At 61.0% G+C, this 16954-nt stretch carries 14 protein-coding genes; 6 read left to right on the forward strand and 8 right to left on the reverse strand.

Annotated elements, in window-relative coordinates; all coding sequences use genetic code 11:
• Positions 1-11: 11 nt before the first annotated feature.
• Positions 12-539, reverse strand: a complete 528-nt coding sequence (locus tag ACL9RI_RS21070) for an SRPBCC family protein (RefSeq protein ID WP_422728446.1) — start codon at positions 537-539, stop codon at positions 12-14.
• Between the two features lie 189 nt (positions 540-728).
• On the opposite strand from ACL9RI_RS21070, the gene ACL9RI_RS21075 reads away from it, so the two are divergent.
• Both ACL9RI_RS21075 and ACL9RI_RS21080 read left to right on the forward strand, forming a co-directional pair.
• Positions 729-1514, forward strand: a complete 786-nt coding sequence (locus ACL9RI_RS21075; RefSeq protein ID WP_422728447.1) for a DNA/RNA non-specific endonuclease — start codon at positions 729-731, stop codon at positions 1512-1514.
• A gap of 27 nt (positions 1515-1541) precedes the next feature.
• Positions 1542-1796 (forward strand): hypothetical protein, encoded by a 255-nt coding sequence (locus ACL9RI_RS21080; protein ID WP_422728448.1) that lies wholly within the window; start codon positions 1542-1544, stop codon positions 1794-1796.
• A gap of 29 nt (positions 1797-1825) precedes the next feature.
• On the opposite strand, the gene ACL9RI_RS21085 is transcribed toward ACL9RI_RS21080, so the two are convergent.
• The 7 genes from ACL9RI_RS21085 to ACL9RI_RS21115 form a co-directional block, all read right to left on the reverse strand.
• Positions 1826-2848 (reverse strand): TraB/GumN family protein, encoded by a 1023-nt coding sequence (locus tag ACL9RI_RS21085; protein ID WP_422728449.1) that lies wholly within the window; start codon positions 2846-2848, stop codon positions 1826-1828.
• Positions 2849-2967: 119 nt separating this feature from the next.
• A complete protein-coding gene (locus ACL9RI_RS21090) occupies positions 2968-5847 on the reverse strand; it encodes a TonB-dependent receptor plug domain-containing protein (protein WP_422728450.1) in 2880 nt (959 codons plus the stop codon).
• A 525-nt stretch (positions 5848-6372) separates the two neighbouring features.
• Entirely contained in the window at positions 6373-9261 is a 2889-nt protein-coding gene (locus ACL9RI_RS21095) for a M16 family metallopeptidase (protein ID WP_422728451.1), read from the reverse strand.
• Between the two features lie 105 nt (positions 9262-9366).
• Positions 9367-9843 (reverse strand): DUF1348 family protein, encoded by a 477-nt coding sequence (locus ACL9RI_RS21100; RefSeq protein ID WP_422728452.1) that lies wholly within the window; start codon positions 9841-9843, stop codon positions 9367-9369.
• A complete protein-coding gene (locus ACL9RI_RS21105; RefSeq protein WP_422728453.1) occupies positions 9840-10436 on the reverse strand; it encodes a TetR/AcrR family transcriptional regulator in 597 nt (198 codons plus the stop codon). Before ACL9RI_RS21105 ends, ACL9RI_RS21100 begins: the two co-directional genes overlap by 4 nt.
• 31 nt (positions 10437-10467) lie before the next feature.
• Positions 10468-11478: a diguanylate cyclase gene (locus tag ACL9RI_RS21110; RefSeq protein WP_422728454.1), complete on the reverse strand. Its 1011-nt coding sequence runs from the start codon at positions 11476-11478 to the stop codon at positions 10468-10470.
• A 98-nt stretch (positions 11479-11576) separates the two neighbouring features.
• Positions 11577-12503 (reverse strand): sensor histidine kinase, encoded by a 927-nt coding sequence (locus tag ACL9RI_RS21115; protein ID WP_422728455.1) that lies wholly within the window; start codon positions 12501-12503, stop codon positions 11577-11579.
• 291 nt (positions 12504-12794) lie between these two features.
• On the opposite strand from ACL9RI_RS21115, the gene queE reads away from it, so the two are divergent.
• The 4 genes from queE to ACL9RI_RS21135 all read left to right on the forward strand — a co-directional run bounded on the left by queE (position 12795) and on the right by ACL9RI_RS21135 (position 16943).
• Entirely contained in the window at positions 12795-13430 is a 636-nt protein-coding gene (gene queE / locus ACL9RI_RS21120) for a 7-carboxy-7-deazaguanine synthase (protein WP_422728456.1), read from the forward strand.
• A 10-nt stretch (positions 13431-13440) separates the two neighbouring features.
• Entirely contained in the window at positions 13441-13887 is a 447-nt protein-coding gene (queD, locus tag ACL9RI_RS21125; RefSeq protein WP_183677786.1) for a 6-carboxytetrahydropterin synthase QueD, read from the forward strand.
• On the forward strand, positions 13880-14380 hold the full coding sequence (gene tadA, locus ACL9RI_RS21130) for a tRNA adenosine(34) deaminase TadA (protein ID WP_422728457.1): 501 nt from the start codon (positions 13880-13882) through the stop codon (positions 14378-14380). Before queD ends, tadA begins: the two co-directional genes overlap by 8 nt.
• Before the next feature lie 190 nt (positions 14381-14570).
• Complete coding sequence (locus ACL9RI_RS21135) at positions 14571-16943, forward strand: TonB-dependent hemoglobin/transferrin/lactoferrin family receptor (RefSeq protein ID WP_422728458.1); 2373 nt, start codon at positions 14571-14573, stop codon at positions 16941-16943.
• The last annotated feature ends 11 nt before the right edge of the window (positions 16944-16954 follow it).

Below are 16954 nucleotides of genomic sequence, written 5' to 3' on the forward strand. Positions count from 1 at the left end.
GCCTGAGCGGCTCAGCGCTCTGAAACAGTCTTCAGATTGGCCAGGCCCTTGTCAAAATCCTTGCCGATCATGGTGTCCATGCTGACGAACACGTTCATGACCTTGCTGACGTAAGGGCTGGGGCCGGTCATGGTCCAGTTCACTTTCGTGTTGTCGCCATCGGGCGTCAGGGTAAAGATGGTGGTGTTGTGGCTCTCGAACGGCTTCAGGAAATCGAGCTTGATGACGGTGCGTTCTGGGGTTGCCGCCTCGGTGATTTCCATGCGCCCGGCGCCCACCTTGTCGTTGCCTTGCCAGGCATACTGTGCGCCCACGCCGCTGGTCGGGCCGCTGAACGTGCGGCGCATGGCCGGATCGAGTTTTTCCCACGGCGACCAGGCTGCCCAGTAGTGGAAGTCGGTGATCATGCCGGCGATTTTTTCGGGGGGCGCCTTGATGGACACTTCGCGCTGCACGCTGAAGGTATCGGGCTTGGTGGTGGCGTAGCCGAGGATGGCGGCGACGATGATGACGATGACTAGCAGGGTCTTCTTGATCATATGCTCTCCAGATTATAATAGTAGATACGATACGAACCAATCGGATCAATCTTAGCAGATATCAATCCGTGCGCGCCATTCGGCCGCTGCATTATTTGCGCCATCCCGGTGTCGCCTTGCACAGTGCGTTGCCGTGCGGCGCCATCGTCCGCTAGAATGCTGGCCCGGAAAGATTTCAACTAAGGATTTATGATTCAACGATCGATCGCCAGGCTGACCCTGGCGTGCGGCGTGCTGGCGTCTGCCTTTGCCGCGAACCTGGCGCACGCCGATGCCTGTCCCGCCATGTATGTCGATGGCCGCAAGCCGGAAATCACCAACCCCAAGATGGACGTGGCGACCACCGAACTGTGCTACACGGTGTTTGGCGTCATGCATTCGGGCCTGACGCGCACGCCGCTGTGGTCAGCCGAACATTTAACCGCCAGTAACGTGGCAGCGGCGCAGAATCTGTCGCGCGAAAACTCCTTCCATGCCGAACGCCGCTTGCCAGCCGGCCAGCGCGCCGAACTGAGCGACTATGCGCGCAGCGGCTTCGACCGTGGCCATATGGCGCCGAATGGCGACATGCCGGACCGCATCAGCCAGCAGGACAGTTTTACGCTGGCCAATATGGTGCCGCAAGACAGCGCCAATAACCGTTATATCTGGGCCGGCATCGAAGGCGCCGTGCGCAAGATGGCCAAGAAGGAAGGCGACCTGTATGTGATCACGGGACCGGCCTTTATCGGCGGCAACCTGCAGAAAGTCGGCCGCGTGCTGGTGCCCAGCCATTTGTACAAGGCCGTCTACAGCCCCCGCCAGCGGGCCGGGGCCGCCTATTTCATCGCCAACACGGATACCAAGGATTACGAGGTGCTGAGCATCGCGCAACTGGAAGACAGGATCGGCATCAATCTGTTACCGTCGCTGACGCGGCAGCAAAAAATGTCCATGTTGAGCTTGCCCAAGGTGAGCCGCAAGTCCAAGAAATAATCTGCTGGAATCTGGAGAAAGAAAACCATGAGTGCAAAGAAATTCATCCCCTACGCCAATGAAAGCGACGTGCTGTCCATCGGCGGCCTGTCGATCGAAAACCGCCTCGACCGCATCAGCATCAGCGGCGATATCGATTTGACCCGGGACAAGGCCGGCCTGGCGCTGGCCCTGCAGCTGCAGAAACTGCTGGGCGAGGTGGTGGCCCAGCTCGACAAAGCCGAATTGCCGGATCAGTTGGCGCCGCCGGTGGTGACGACGGTGGCCAATCCGTTTGAGTAACGCGAGTCGCAGGCTTTGACTAAGCGGGTTTAATACACTTCGCCATCCGGGTCTTCCACGCGATAACCCCTGGCCTTCAGCTGGTGCAAATAGCCGCGTGGGTCAAGGATATCGGCCAGGCGCAGCGAGGCGAAGCTGCTGTTGTTGCTTGCCAGCGCTTTTTCGGCGGCGGCCAGCCAGGACGCCTGCATGCGCTCCTTGATATTCTGGAAGCCAGGCTGGTTCCTGGCGAACTCGCCATTGCGCATGGCGTTGCTGCATTCGCTTTCCTGGTCGGCATAGTTCAGTTTCTGTATGCCTTCCAGGTCGCCCTTGGACCAGGCGTTGGCGCGCACGCGCATGGCGTCGATATCGCTTTCCAGCCGCGCCAGGGTCTTCGAGAAACACTGGGCATCGGCCAGTTGCGACTTCTTGAAATCCTTCAGCAGCTTTGAAGGATCGTCCATAGTCAGCTCGATGCCGGTCTGCGTCACCTTGAGCTTGTGCTGCTTGACGATGCTGTCGATCTTGCGGCTCACGTCATAACCCTTGGACAGTCCGGCTTGCTTTAATCCAGCGTCGAACAGGGTATCGGCCGCGAAAATGGGCCGCTCGCGTTCGATGCTGTCATCGTCGCCCAGATATTTGGCTTTCAGCGGCTGCCAGCGCGCGTAGACGTCGGGCGGCAGCACGTCGTGCAAGGTGGCGCCATCGGGATTTTTCTTCAAGCCGATCAGGCTCGGTAACAAGGTCAGGCCCCGAAAGAAGCCGACGTTCGCCGAGGCAGCTGGCGGCGTCAGGTATTCCTGCGATTTGGCCAGGATGGCTTCCACCTGCTGCGAACGCCACTCCATTTTTTCCGGCAGCGGCGAGTAAGTGCCGAACACCCACAGCACATGGTCGTCTTTCGTCACCTTCCACAATCCCGGCCCCGGCCGCTGGCCCACCACCAGGATTTGTTCGCCGGCCTCGGCGGCTTCAGGCTCGCTGGCGGCGGGCGGCGTATCGGCTTGCGCCCAGGCCGACGCGACAGCCAGGGACAGGCACAGGGCAGGCAGCAGGCGTTGCAGCATGTGGCGTATCTTTCAACAGTTTTAAAGTTGCAAGATAGCATGACTTGCTTTGAGAGCAAAATTTGTAGACAAGAAAAAACGCCTCCCGAAGGAGGCGTGGTGCTTGCGCGTGTTGAGATTTAGAAGGTATAGCGCGCGTTGAAGTTGAAGTAGCGGCCGTAGTTGTTATGCAGGCCTTCGTTATAGCCGACGGTCGAGTATCCCGGGTCGTACGGCGCCGCGCGGTCGAACAGGTTCTGGATGTTGACCGCCAGGCTCAGGTTCTTGAAGCCTGTGTAGGTATAGCCCAGCCCGATCGTGGTCCAGCTGGCGACCTTGCAATCCGGGAATGCATCTTCATAACCAGGATTGGAGGTGTTGCGGTCCGGCGCTGCGTCGGTGGGCTTTTTGGTGCCGTAGTAGCAGAAAGGCTGGGAGTAGATATTATCGCCATTACGGTTGCGCTTGAGGGAAACCGTGCCCACGTAATTGACGGAGGCGTTGATGCTGTGATCGCCCCGGCTCCAGCTGGTGGTCAGGGAAGCCTTGAGCTTGGGCATGTCGGTACCAGTGGACAATTGCCAGTCGTACAGTCCAGGACGCGTACCCGCCACGTTGCTGACAAAGTCACCTTCATGCTGTTCCAGTTTGTAGCTGTAGACGTAAGTGCCCCGCAGCGCCGTCGAGAGCGAACCCCATTCGCCCAGCTTGTTGCGCAAGCGGGTTTCAAAATCCACGCCGCGCAGTTCGGTCGACCCCTGGTTGGACCAGGGTGTCTTGACCGACAGCAATGGGCCTGTCCCCGGAATTGGCCGGCCATTCGCATCGGTGATGAAGTTGGCCGGGTTCTGGTCGCGGATCACGTTTTGCGGGGCGCGGTCTTCGTTTTTCAGCGCCTCGTCAGCCGTGCCCAGCGCCACTTCCTTTTCCTTGCGTACGCGATACACGTCCAGCACCAGATCGATGTCCGAGGTGGGCGAGTAAATCAGGCCCAGCGAGTAGCTTTTCGAGGTTTCCGGTTTCAAATCCGGGTTGGCGCCGCCGACGCCGGAAATCGATTTGCTGCAATCGGACGCCACGCCGCCCGGACGCGGCGTGCTTTCGTCTTCCTGGCAGCGCTTCGGATCCCACACGCCGTTGAGGAAGAATTGCGCGCCACCCGGTGTCACTTGCGATAATGCCGGTGCGCGAAAGCCTTCGGCATAGGTGCCGCGCAAGGCCAGCGTATCGGTCACGGTCCATTTGGTGCCCACTTTGGGGACAAAGTTGGTTTTAATGCCCGGATACTTGTCGACCCGGCCGGCGAAGTCCATTTCGAAGTTTTTGGTAAATGGCGTGCGCAGTTCGACGAAGGCCGATTTGACGTCGCGCTGGCCATCGATGATGGTGTTGGCGACGCCGTAGATCTGGCCGGTGGCGACCAGGTTGTCCGGGTCGATGCGGATTTTTTCCCGGCGCAGTTCGAAGCCCAGCGCCAGGCCGATCGCACCGCCGCCCAGTTTGCCGAATTCCGTGCTGGCCTTGCCATCGAGCTGGAAGATTTCTGCCGCGCCTACGCTTTGCGTATCGTAGCCGATGGTAGGGTCAGCAGCCAGTTGGGCCAGGGAAGTGCCGGTATTGAGCTTGCGCAAGGTCGGCAAATACAGACGGCCATATTGCGTTTCATCGCGTTTGGAACGGTTCCACAGCAAGCCCGTGTCCCAGCTCCAGCCGAAATGATCGCCTTGCAGGCCGGTCAGCAGGCGTGCATTCTGATTGATGGTTTCCGAACCGCCGCGCAAGTTCTCAAAACGGTAAGCCACGGAAGCACGGGCGTCCGTGTAGGGATTGTCTGGGTGGCCGATAGGCAAGATTGCCTGGAAAGGATCTGCCAGGCCCGTCGCCGTGTAGTTGGTGACGGAGGTGGTGCCGATGGTACTTGGTGCCCCGGTATAGGCACGTACCGAGCGTGTATAGGCTGCTTCTGCGTAGCCGGTGACCTTGTCGCTGATTTTTAAGGTGCCGCGGCTCAGCAGGCTGGTGTCGCGGCCTGCGCCCGTGCCTTCCAGGAACTGGTCGGCATTGTAGTTGCAGAAAGTACGCCCGATCAGCACGCTGGTCGGCAGCAAGCCATCCTTGACGCCGCCCGTGATCTGTTGCGCGGGATCGCAGCCCAGGTTAAAGGTCAGCCGCGCAGGCGCGTTTGCCTGTGTCACGCCAAAGTTGCGCGAGCCTGGCGACGATTCCCGGTACGCCGCGGCGTACTTCGAGACGGAGCTTGAATAGTCGGAGCGGAAGCGGCCGTTCAGGCGTTGATACGTATCATAGTCGATGTCCTTGACGTCGCGGCGTGCTACACGGTCGCGTTCGGAAAAGTCCAGTGCCAGGAAAACGTTGTAGCCGTCTGCATCGATATCACCCTTGCCAAAGAATCCGTTGATATTTTTACGGCGGAAACGGTCGTCGTCGTTGGCGCCCCGGTTGGCAGCGATTTGCGCACCCTGATAATTTGACTTGGTAATGAAGTTGATCACGCCACCGATAGCGTCGGAACCGTACACGGCCGAGGCGCCATCTTTCAGGATTTCAACGCGGTCCAGTGCGGACAGGGGAATGCTGTTCAAGTCATACAGCGTGGAATTGCCGTTGTTGGGGTCGGCATACGCGGATGGCGTCATGCGGCGGCCATTCAGCAGGATCAAGGTGGAACTTGAACCCAGGCCACGCAAGGAGGCCGTGGCGACGCCCCGGGCAAAGCCGGTGCCGCCGCCCTGGTCCTGGTTGGTATCGGTACCCATCGACGGCACCAGCTTCATCAACTCCGCTACGGTAGAGGCGCCACTTTCCTTGATGTCCTTGGCCGTGATGACATCGACCGGCGATGTCCCTTCCTTGTCCGCCCGTTTCAGGTTCGATCCGGTGACGAGGATTTTCTCCAGCACCGGTTCCTGGGGCGCCAGTTGGGCGTAGACTAATTGCGATGACACCAGGGTCATGGCGACGGCCACCACACTTTGTTTTAATACGATTTTCTTGAACAAGGCTTTCTCCATCGAATTGCTGTGCATATATGCCGATCCGCGCGGTGCACGAACGTGGTACGAACGTGGCGCGCAGATCAGCATTCCCGTCTAGTTGGTCGCTGATGCGATTTTTTTTCAAAACCATATAAATGATTTTGCCTAGACAGTGATCAAAACATTTCAAGAGAAAAGTTGCCAATTAAATGTTTCCAAATGTCACTGATTTACCACGAATAATAATAATATTTATGCATTTAATTATTTGGAAATAATATGTTGAAAGATTAAGTCGAGAAACACCTCTCAAGGCGGTTATTTGCTATGAAGATATAACATTGTTGCTCTTGTAAATGCAAAAATAGCACTTGTTTATTGTTGGTATTTGAGAGCCTGCCACGCGTGTTTTTCAAGGCTGGCATTGTTTGTTGCGGAAGGTGCGCAAGAGGACGCTGGAGAACGCTGGAAGAGGGCGCAAACGGCTGCCGTTTGCGCCCCGCACACTGCTCCGGCTGGCGGGAGCCGGGGCAATGCTGGTGCTGCGGATTACTGCGCGAACGCCGCGCCCGCTGGCGTGATGGTCACGGCTTCGGGCTTGATGTTCAGCTTCATGGCGCCGATGACCTTGTCTTCATCGAGCAGGGATTGCGGCTTGTTGCCGTCGTATTTGATCGGCGAGAAGGCATCGCTGACCAGCTTTTCCTTCAGGCCGGCCGCATCCTTGGCGATCACCACTACCGACAGGTTTTTCGCCGACAGGTGCTGCTTGATGGCGCGGTTCACGTCCGCGACCGTCAGTTTCGACAGGCCGTCACGCATCAGCTTGGTAAATTCCGGCGTGCCATACCATTGCGAGTCCAGCGCGTAGCCGAGCTGCTGGTCTTGCGTCGAGGTCATCACAAACACGTTCTTCATCAGGTAGTCGCGGGTGGTGGCGAAGTCGTCCTGCGTCAAGCCATGGTCGACCAGCTTGCCCAGTTCCGTCAGGGCCACGCGCAGGGCGAAGTGGGCGTTTTCCGGGGCGACCGGGCGGATCCAGATCTCGAACAGCTGCGCCTTGCGGCCCAGGTTAGGATTCGGGAAGAACTGGAACATGCCGCGCGGGAAGGCTTCGATATACGCGTAGTCGCCATAATTCATGCCGCGGATTTCACGGATGCGCTGGTACAGGTAGGAATTCGAGGCGCGGTGCTCGCCCAGCCAGGTTTTCGCCAGCCACAGGGCAGGGAAGTCCGGGTCGGTGCGGCTCACGTCCAGCGGCAAGCCGAACGAGATGGCCGTGGCGCGCGTGTTTTTCTCGATGATTTCCACTTCCAGGCCATTGGCCTTGTGGCCTGCCGGTTTGGCAATCGCCGGCAAGCCCGGGCCGGCTGGCAATGTGCCCAGCGCCTGGGTCAGCGAGGCCGTCATGGTCTCGGAAACGTCGCCGGAAATGCCGATTTTCACGGCGCCTTGCGTGTAAGCGGTTTTCCAGAACTGTTTCACGTCGTCCAGGGTGATCGCATCGATGCCGGCGACCGTGCCCAGCACGGGGTGGCCGTACGGCGTACCCGCGTAGACATTGGTTTGCAGGCGTTCCTTGGCGAATTCTTCTTCGTTATTGTCCTTCAGGTCCAGCAGCAGCGCGTTCTTTTGCGCATCCTTCAGGCGGCGGAAGTCGTCTTCGCGGAAACCGGGCGAGAGCAGCAGCGGCAAGGCGATCTGGTTGAACTGAGTCCAGTTATCCTTGTGGATGGAGCCCGTAAACGTGGTCATTTCCTTGTCCGTCTGCTGGCTGAAGCTGCCTGCCAGCGGGAACAGGGCTTGCTTGACTTCATCGATCTTGCGTTCGCTGGACCCGCCCGCCGTGACCATCGCCGCCGTCAGCGCGGCCAGGCCTTCCTTGCCTTGCGGATCTTGCGCCGAACCGACCGTGAACAGCAGCTTGTAGCGGATTTGCGGCAGGGCCGATTTTTGCACCAGCACGTCGAATTTGGTGGTGGACGCGGCTGGCAGCAGGCTGGCCAGTGTCGGCGTGGTGGCGATTGCAGAAGGTAAAGCCTGGTGCGACAGGGTGCTGACCACCAGGCCAGCGTCGTTCAGGTATTTTTGCGCTGCCGCCTGCAGGTCGGCTGGCGTGAGCGAGTCGATCAAACGGTAGTACTGGTTGATGGTGGCGTAGGAGCGGTCGAAATGCACGAAGGACGCCAGCGTGCCGGCGATTTGCTCGGTATTGTCCAGCGAGCGGATCAGGCCGTATTTTTCGGCCGACTTGGCGTCCGCCAGGTCTTTGTCGCTGACCGGGGTAGTGCGCAACTGGGCCACGGTTTTCAGGATGGCGTCGCGCACATACACGGCGTCCTCGCTGTTTTTCACGCGTGCGCCGATCACGGCCAGGGTCGGATCGACGCGGTCCGGCGTCATCTCGAACAGCTGGTCGACCTTTTGCTCGTTTTGCACCAGGCGCTTGTACAGCGGCGAGGTATTGCCAAACGACAGCGACAGCAGGGTCGCCAGCGCGGCCTGGTCCTTGTTTTTCACGGAAAACGCGGGCGCATGGAAGCCGACCGCCACCCATGGCAGGGTCGGCGTCGGCCAGGCCACGTGCGTGTAGACGGGGCCGTGCGGCGCCGGCTCGGCCGGCACGGCAGGCTGCGGCTTGCCGCGCTGCCACTGGCCCCAGTATTTTTCTACCAGCGCGATGGCTTTTTGCGGATCGACGTCGCCGGCGATGATCACGGTGGTGCGTTCCGGGCGATACCAGCGGTCGAAGAAGATCTTCGAATACGCGTACTGGTTGGGCATGTCTTCGATGTCCTTGATGAAGCCCATCGTCGTATGCTTGTAGGTATGCGTGGTGTAGGCGCTGTCGCGCATGACTTCGAACAGTTTCGAGACCGGATTGGCGCTGTTCTTGTTGTATTCGCCGAGCACGGCGCGCGACTCGGTCTTGAAGCCGTCTTCCGAATAGTCCAGGTGCTGGAAGCGGTCCGCTTCCACTTTTAATACCGTTTCCAGGTCGTCCTTGGCAAACGTGGTGTGGTAATTGGTCAGGTCGTCGCTGGTGTAGGCGTTCTGGCGCGCACCGGCCTTGGTGATGATTTCCTGGTATTTTTCTGGCGGGTACGCTTTGGTGCCGCGGAACATCATGTGTTCGAAGAAGTGCGCAAAACCGGACTTGCCTGGTTCCACTTCATTGCGCGAACCCGTCTGCACGGGAATCTGCAGCGAGACGATATTCGGGAAACCGGTCGGCACGATGATGATTTTCAAGCCGTTGGCCAGGGTCTTTTCAGTGGCCTTGAACGGCAGCAGGTCAGCCTTGGCGGCGCTGTTGGCGCTGCTTGCCTGCGGGGCTGGTGTGGCGGCAGCGGTTTGCTGGGCCAGGCTGGAAGACGCCATGGCAGAGATGGCCAGGGCGAACACGGGGATAAGAACCGGGTGAATTTTTGACACAGAGTCTCCTGTTGTTGAACGGGTTGCAACAAAGGAGCATAGAATATCTGCACGGCCGTGCATAGTGCAAGATGGCATGGCCGCCATCTTGCCGTGGTGTTCAGCTTACAGGCCCAGTGCCGAGAGGCCCGGATGGTCGTCGGGGCGGCGCCCCAGCGGCCAGTGGAACAGACGCTCGCTGGCCTGGATCGGCATGTCGTTGATCGATGCATGGCGGTTGGTCATCAGGCCGTCGGGGCCGAATTCCCAGTTTTCATTGCCATACGAGCGGTACCAGTTGCCGGCGTCGTCATGCCACTCATAAGCGTAGCGCACGGCGATGCGGTTATCCGTGTAGGCCCACAGTTCCTTGATCAGGCGGTAATCGAGTTCCTTGTTCCATTTGCGTTCCAGGAAGGCGCGCGCTTCATCGCGGTTGACGGCAAATTCGGCGCGGTTGCGCCAGCGGGTATCGAGGCTGTAGGCCAGCGCGACCCGCGCCGCATCGCGGCTGTTCCAGCCATCTTCGGCCAGGCGGACTTTTTCGATGGCGCTTTCGCGGGTAAACGGGGGCAGCGGCGGGCGCACGGTGAGGTCGTTCATGGGGATTCCTTGGTGGTGGGAGCAAAAAAGGTGGGCAGCAGGCCGCGTGCCATGGCGTGCGCGCGGCTGGCCGCCTGCAGGTCGCCCGTGACCAGCGCCACGCTGATGGCGCCGTCGATCAGGATCAGCCAGGCGTCGGCCAGTGCATCGGCCTGGGCTACGCCGGCTTCGATGGCCAACTGTAATAAAAAGGCGCGCAGGCTGGCCTTGTGTTCGCGCGCCACGATGCGGATCGGGTCGGCCGGGTCGCCGGTCTCGCCAGCCGCATTGATGAAGGCGCAGCCGCGAAAGCCGGGCGTGGCGAACCATTGCGCGAGCGCCTCAAAGGCGGCCAGCAAACGTGCTGTCCCCGGTGCGGTGCGGCAAGTTTCTTCGCTGAACCAGTGCATCCAGCGCACGTCGCGTTCGCGCAGCGCCTGCGCCACCAGCGCATCCTTGGTGCTGAAATGGCGGTAGATGGTCTTGCGGGCTACGCCGGACGCCTTGACGATGGCGTCCATGCCGGTGGCGTTGATGCCGCCGGCGTAGATCAGCGCTTCGGTTGCCGCCAGCAAGATCTGGCGTGAGGAAGAGGTGGGTTCTGTGGTATCCATGCCGAGATGGTAGAACGATCGTTCTCCGTCGTCAAGCACTTTCGGGTATGGCGGGCGTTTCCGGCAGGCTGATGCGGTTGCGGCCCAGGTGCTTGGCGCGGTAGAGCGCGCTGTCGGCCGTATGGATCAGCTGGCCCAGCTCGGTGCCGGGGCCGGGCAGGGCGGTGGCGGCGCCGATGCTGACGGTGACCGTGGCGCGGGGATCGCCGCCAGTGCCGCGCGGCAGTTGCAGCCGCTCCACGCGCAAGCGGATGCGTTCGGCGACGATGGCCGCTCCCTTGAGTGGCTGGTTGGGCAGGATCACGGCAAATTCTTCACCGCCATAGCGGGCCACCAGGTCGTTGGCGCGCATTTCGCCCGCGACGGCGCCAGCCACCTTGCGCAGGCACTGGTCGCCTTGCACATGGCCGTGGCTATCGTTGTATTGCTTGAAGTTGTCGACATCGACCATCAGCAGCGACAGCGGCTGCTGCTGGCGCAGGGCGCGCTGCCATTCGGCATGCAGGGTGTCGTCGAAGCAGCGCCGGTTGGCCAGGCCCGTCAGTCCGTCGCGCATGGCCAGCCGCTCCAGCGCCACCTGGGCGCGCTTTTCATCGGTCATGTCGCGCAGGGTTTCCACCACGGCCACCAGTGCGCCGCTGCTGTCCATGATGGGGCTGGCGTCGGCCGCCAGGTAGCGCCGCCGGCCCGTGCGCGGCATGTCGCACCAGTTTTCGGCGCACAGATTGTTGCCCGTGCTATTGCGGTATTGCTGCTGTTGATACAGGGCGTGCAAGTCGCTGGCGCGGCCCTGCAGCAGCAAGTCGGCCAGGGTCGGGCGTTCGCGCGCATAAAAGCAGCGCCAGTGCCGGTCCGTGCCCAGCACCTCGCTGGCGGGTACGCCGGTCAGCCGCTCGCAGGCGCGGTTCCAGAGCATCACCTTGCCGGATGCATCGAGCACAAAGGTGGGGACGACCAGCATTTCCATCATGTGCACGGCAAAACCATGTGCTGCGGCGTGCGGCGTAGCGGTTCCAGGCAGGGTCGCGTGGCTGTCCGGCATGAGCAGGTCCTTAATCGGCATTGGGCATTGGGTGTCGGGTGTGGAGCTGGGGCGGTGCTGGGAACGAGAGGGCCATGATGCAGTGCCGGCCGCATTTGTTATTGATAATGAGCAATATTTTCAACGATGGTCGATTTGCCGAGCGGCAAGGTCAAGTGGATATGCGTGCCACCGCCTGGCGGCATGCCGATCTCCAGCGTGCCGCCCGCCGCAGCCAGGCGCTCGCGCATGCCGGCCAGGCCGCAGCGCCCGTGTCCGGCAGCGGCGGGCATGCCGATGCCATTGTCTGCGATGTCGAGATGCAAGGCGTCGCCGCGCAGGCGTTCCAGCCTGACCTGGACGCGCGTGGCGCGGGCGTGGCGGGCGATATTGGCCAGCGCTTCCTGCAGCACGCGGTAGAGCAGGGCGTCATGCTGGCTGGCCAGGGACCGGGCCGGGTCTGCATCATGCTGGCCCAGCGCACAGTCGTGGCCGATGCCGCTGACGCGCGAAAACTCGGCCAGCAGGGCGCTGCAGGCCACGCTCAAGCCCTGCGTCAGCGCGGGCGGGCGCAAGTCGTCGATGACGCAGCGCAGCGAGGCGATGCTCAGGTCCACATTCTGCACCATCATGGCCAGTTGCCGCGCCAGCAGCGGATAGCTGAGGTGGGCGTTTTTTTGCAGCATCGCCAGATCCATCTTGAGGGTCAGCAAATGCTGGCCCAGGTCGTCGTGGATGTCGCGGCCGATGCGCCGCCGCTCCTGTTCGCGTTCCTGTTCGCCTAGCTGCTGCTGTTCGCGTTGTAAACGGCGCAGCCTGAGGTGGACGCTGCTGAACTGGCGCTGGCGCCATAGCAGCAGCAAGGCGAGCAGGCCCAGCAGGACGGCGCAGCCGGTGACGAGGTTCAACAGGTCGGCGTCGCTGGACGGCCACCGGGCGTCGGCATCGCCGGCCCGTCCGGTGGCGGTGGCGAAGACCAGGCCGGTAGCAGCCGCGCAGACGAAGAGGCAAAGGCGGCTGCTCAGCTGTGCCTTGCATGGCATCATGTTCTTGCTCCCTGATTGTTTTCCAACAGGAAATAACGTTACTTGAAAATATATTAACCAGAAGACATTTATATTGTCTAAACGCAAAAACTCCGGAATTATTCCCGTGTCTGTGGCGTGACCGGTACAGGCGCGCAGCCAGGCGGCAAGGCCAGATTTGCACGGGAAACCCTGTGCACGCTTATAATAGAGGGTTGTCAATCGGCTTTTGCGGCCCCGGCTTGCCCTGCGCGGCCCCCGTATCCATGTGCCCGCCCGCGCGGTGGCGCCAGCCAGCTCTTAGGAAATACAGTGACTTATAGCATCAAAGAGATTTTTTACACGCTGCAGGGCGAAGGCGCGCATGCGGGCCGGCCAGCCGTGTTTTGCCGCTTTTCCGGCTGTAATCTGTGGACGGGCCGCGAAAGCGACCGGTCCACGGCCGTGTGCCAGTTTTGCGATACCGATTTCGTCGGCACCGATGGTGAACGGGGCGGCAAGTTCAAGACGCCGCAGGAACTGGCCGCGCTGATCAACAGCCTGTGGCCGGAAAAATATACCGCCAGCAAATACGTGGTGTTTACGGGCGGCGAGCCGTTGCTGCAGCTCGACACGGCTTTAATCGATGCCATGCATGCGGTCGGTTTTACCATCGCCATCGAAACCAACGGTACCTTGCCGGTGCCGGCAGGCGTGGACTGGATCTGCGTCAGCCCGAAAATGGGTTCCACCCTGGTGGTGCACAAGGGTAACGAGATCAAGGTGGTGATCCCCCAATTCCAGCAAGACCTGGCCGCCTACGAAGGGCTCGATTTCGACAATTTCTTCGTGCAAGCCATGGACGGCCCGCTGGCCGCGCACAATATGCAGCTGGCCATCGAGACATGCAAAAGCAACCCGAAGTGGAAGCTGAGCCTGCAAACCCATAAACTTCTGCAAATTCCTTAATATAAAAATTATGCTCACTATCACACGCAAGCTCGAATTCGACGCGGGCCACCGCATTCCCGACCATAAAAGCCAGTGCCGCAACCTGCACGGCCATCGCTACACGGTGGAAATCACCCTGGTCGGCAATGTCATCGAAGCCGAAGGCAATTCCGACAACGGCATGATCATGGACTTTTCCGACGTGAAGACCCTGGCCAAGCAGCACCTGGTTGACGTCTGGGACCACGCCTTCCTGGTGTATGAAAAGGACGTGGCCGTGCGCGACTTCCTGGCCAGCCTGCCGGACCATAAAACGGTGGTGATCGACCGCATTCCCACCGTGGAAAACCTGGCCCGCATCGCTTTCGAGATCCTGAAAGCGGCGTTTACCGACCATTTCGGCACCGGTTTGCACCTGCATAAGCTGGTCTTGCATGAAACCCCGAATTGCTGGGCAGAAGTCACCAATGACTGAAATGCAGGATAATGGCGCCGATGCCGGCTTCATGCAGCTGGCGCTGGAGCAGGCGCAGCATGCGTGGGACCTCGGTGAAGTGCCGGTGGGCGCCGTGGTCGTCAAGGATGGGGTCGTCATCGCCACCGGCTACAACCAGCCGATCGGCCGCCACGACCCGACCGCGCATGCGGAAATCCAGGCCTTGCGCGCTGCCGCCGACAAGCTGGGCAACTATCGCTTGCCCGGCTGTGAACTGTATGTGACCCTGGAACCGTGCGTGATGTGTTCGGGCGCCATGCTGCATGCGCGCCTGTCGCGCGTGGTGTTTGGCGCCAGCGACCCGAAGACGGGCGCCTGCGGTTCCGTGCTCAATCTGTTCGAGCAGACCGCGCTGAACCACCAGACGGCGATCAGCGGCGGAGTCTTGGCCGACGAGTGCGGCGCCTTTCTGAAGCGTTTCTTTGTCGAGCGCCGCCGCGCGCAGGCGGCAGCCCGCCTGGCGGCAAAATAAGATTTTACGCCAGCCGTCCTGGCTGGCGGTTTCCACTGTCACTGTTGCTAAATAACATCTGAATAGACGATTTGCCCATTCTCAAATGAGAATGATTCGTGTTACAGTATTGTTTTGCCAGCAAACTTTCCTCGCGTCACTTCGTCGATCCGGGTTCAAGAGCCAGCCTTTACTCTTTTACCGGACCATCATGACACCAGTACATCTGCAGCTGATCGCTACCCCCGCTGCCCCCGCCATTTCCATCACACCCGCCCGCCGCCATAACCTGGTGCTGCGTGCCGCCTTGCTGGGCTTGTTTGCCGCTCCCTTGCTGCCAGTCCACGCCCAAACCACCGCCGCCGTTAACGCAGGCACGGCGGCCCAGGAGCCGGCCAAGCTGCCGACCTTCCCGGAAATCGTCGTCAGCGGCAAGCAGGAATACGAACGCCGCGCCGGCACCAAGACCGTCATCAGCAGCACCGACCTGGAACGCCAGGGCGTGACGGACATGGGCGGCGTGGTGCGGTATCTGCCCTTGATCAGCGCGCCAGCCGCGGCCTCGGGCAGCGGCAACGTGTGGGATGGTTCGGGCAATACCGGCTACAACGTGCGCGGCATGGAAGGCAACCGCGTCAGCCTGGACGTCGATGGCATTTCCTTGCCGGATGCGGCGCCCAAGCCGGACGGCACCACCCTGAACGCCTTCGCCACGGGCCGTGACTATTTTGATCCGGAAACTTTCCGCGAAGTGCGCATCGATTCGGGCACTACTTCCGTCGGCGCCGGCACGCCTGGCCTGGGCGGCAACGTGACGTTCATCACCAAGTCGCCCGAGGATTACCTGGGCGCAGGACAAGACTATTACGCCGGCTACAAATTCGGCCGCACCACCTCGAACCGCAGCAACGCCCACACCGTGACGGGCGCGGCCAAGGTCGGGGCCAGCCTGCAAGCGCTGGCCGTGTATGTGCGCCGCGATGGCGAGCAGACCGACAGCCGCGGCGACGCGCCCGTCAATCCGGACGACTGGCACTCGAACGCCTTGCTGTCCAAGCTGGTGTGGGCGTTGCCGGGCGAACAAAAGCTGGACCTGACCGTGGACATGTTCGAGCGCATCAACCAGCGCGAAGTCGACAACAAGGTCAGCGCCTCGTATCCGGAAGGCGTGAAGCAGGATTCCGTCACGCGCCGCACGCGTATCAGCCTGGGCCATGACATCGTCCTGAAGGACTTTGCCCTGTTCGACCGCCTGACGTCCAAAGTCTATACGCAGGACGCCAAGGTGCAGGATAAAACCCATGCCCGCTACATCACGGGCGGCAAGCCGTATTTCCGCAATATCGATACCAGCTTCAGCAACAACAGCGTGGGCGTCACTTCGGAAGCGTTTAAACAGGTCAATGCCGACAATGCCCTGGTGTATGGCTTGCAGCTGGAACAGACCCAGTCGCGCCGCCCCTGGCTGGAAGACCGGACCGTGATTGCCACCGGCGAGCATCAGATCACGCGCAAGAACCGCATGGCCGACCTGGACACCACCAAGCTGGCGCTGTACCTGCGCGACGACTACACCTTTAACCTGGGCGGCAAGAAAGCCACCCTGACGCCAGGCTTGCGCGGCGACTACCGCAAGCTGGAGCCGAAGAACCTGGACAATTACGTGATCGCCGTGCCGGGCGCCTCGAAAGAAGTGCGCAAGGAAAGCGAAAGCTACTTTACGCCCAGCCTGAGCCTGTCGGTGGAAGTGCTGCCGCAACTGGACGCCTACGCCACCGCCACCCGTGGCACGCGCCTGCCGACGGCCGCCGAACGCACGGGCACCTATGATTCCTTCAGCTACACGGGCACCGGCAATGGCTACGCCATCCTGGGCAATGCCGACTTGCGCAAGGAAACCAGCACCGCCTTCGAACTGGGCCTGAAAGGCGATGTCAGCAAGGGCTTGAGCATGAATCTGTCCGTTTACCAGACGGAATACAAGGACATGATCGAGTACGTGATCCAGCCGCCCGACCCGGTCAATTTCCCGACCATCACCTACGGCCTGTACCGTCCGGAAAACATCGGCAATGCGCGCACCTGGGGTGGCGAGCTGAACCTGCGTGCCGAGCTGGGCACCTGGCTGCCTGCTTTCCAGGGCTACCACGCCAACCTGGCCACCGGCATCGCCAAGGGCCGCGCCTACAATACCCTGACGGGCGAGACGGCTGGCCTGGCGTCGGTGGCGCCGGCCAAGACGGCCTTGTCGTTCGGCTACGACCACAGCAACCAGCTGTTCGGGGTGGAACTGGTGGCCTTGCACGCTGGTGAAAAACAGGCGCCGGACGATGTGATCTCGGGCGTGGCCACGCCGCGCTTCAAGGTGCCGTCGTACACGACCTTTGACTTGTCCAGCTACTGGAACATCAACAAGCACGCCAAGCTCATCTTCGGCGTGTACAACCTGACCGACCGCAAGTACTGGGATTACTCGGCCTCGCGTTCCTTGCCGGCCGGCACCACGGTGGCCACGCGCAGCGAAATCGAGCGCTACGCCAAGCCGGGCCGCAATATCGCCGCCAGCCTGAGCGTCAATTACTAATTTTTCCCACC

The sequence above is a fragment of the Janthinobacterium sp. Mn2066 genome, from assembly GCF_049319705.1.
Lineage (GTDB): Bacteria > Pseudomonadota > Gammaproteobacteria > Burkholderiales > Burkholderiaceae_D > Janthinobacterium.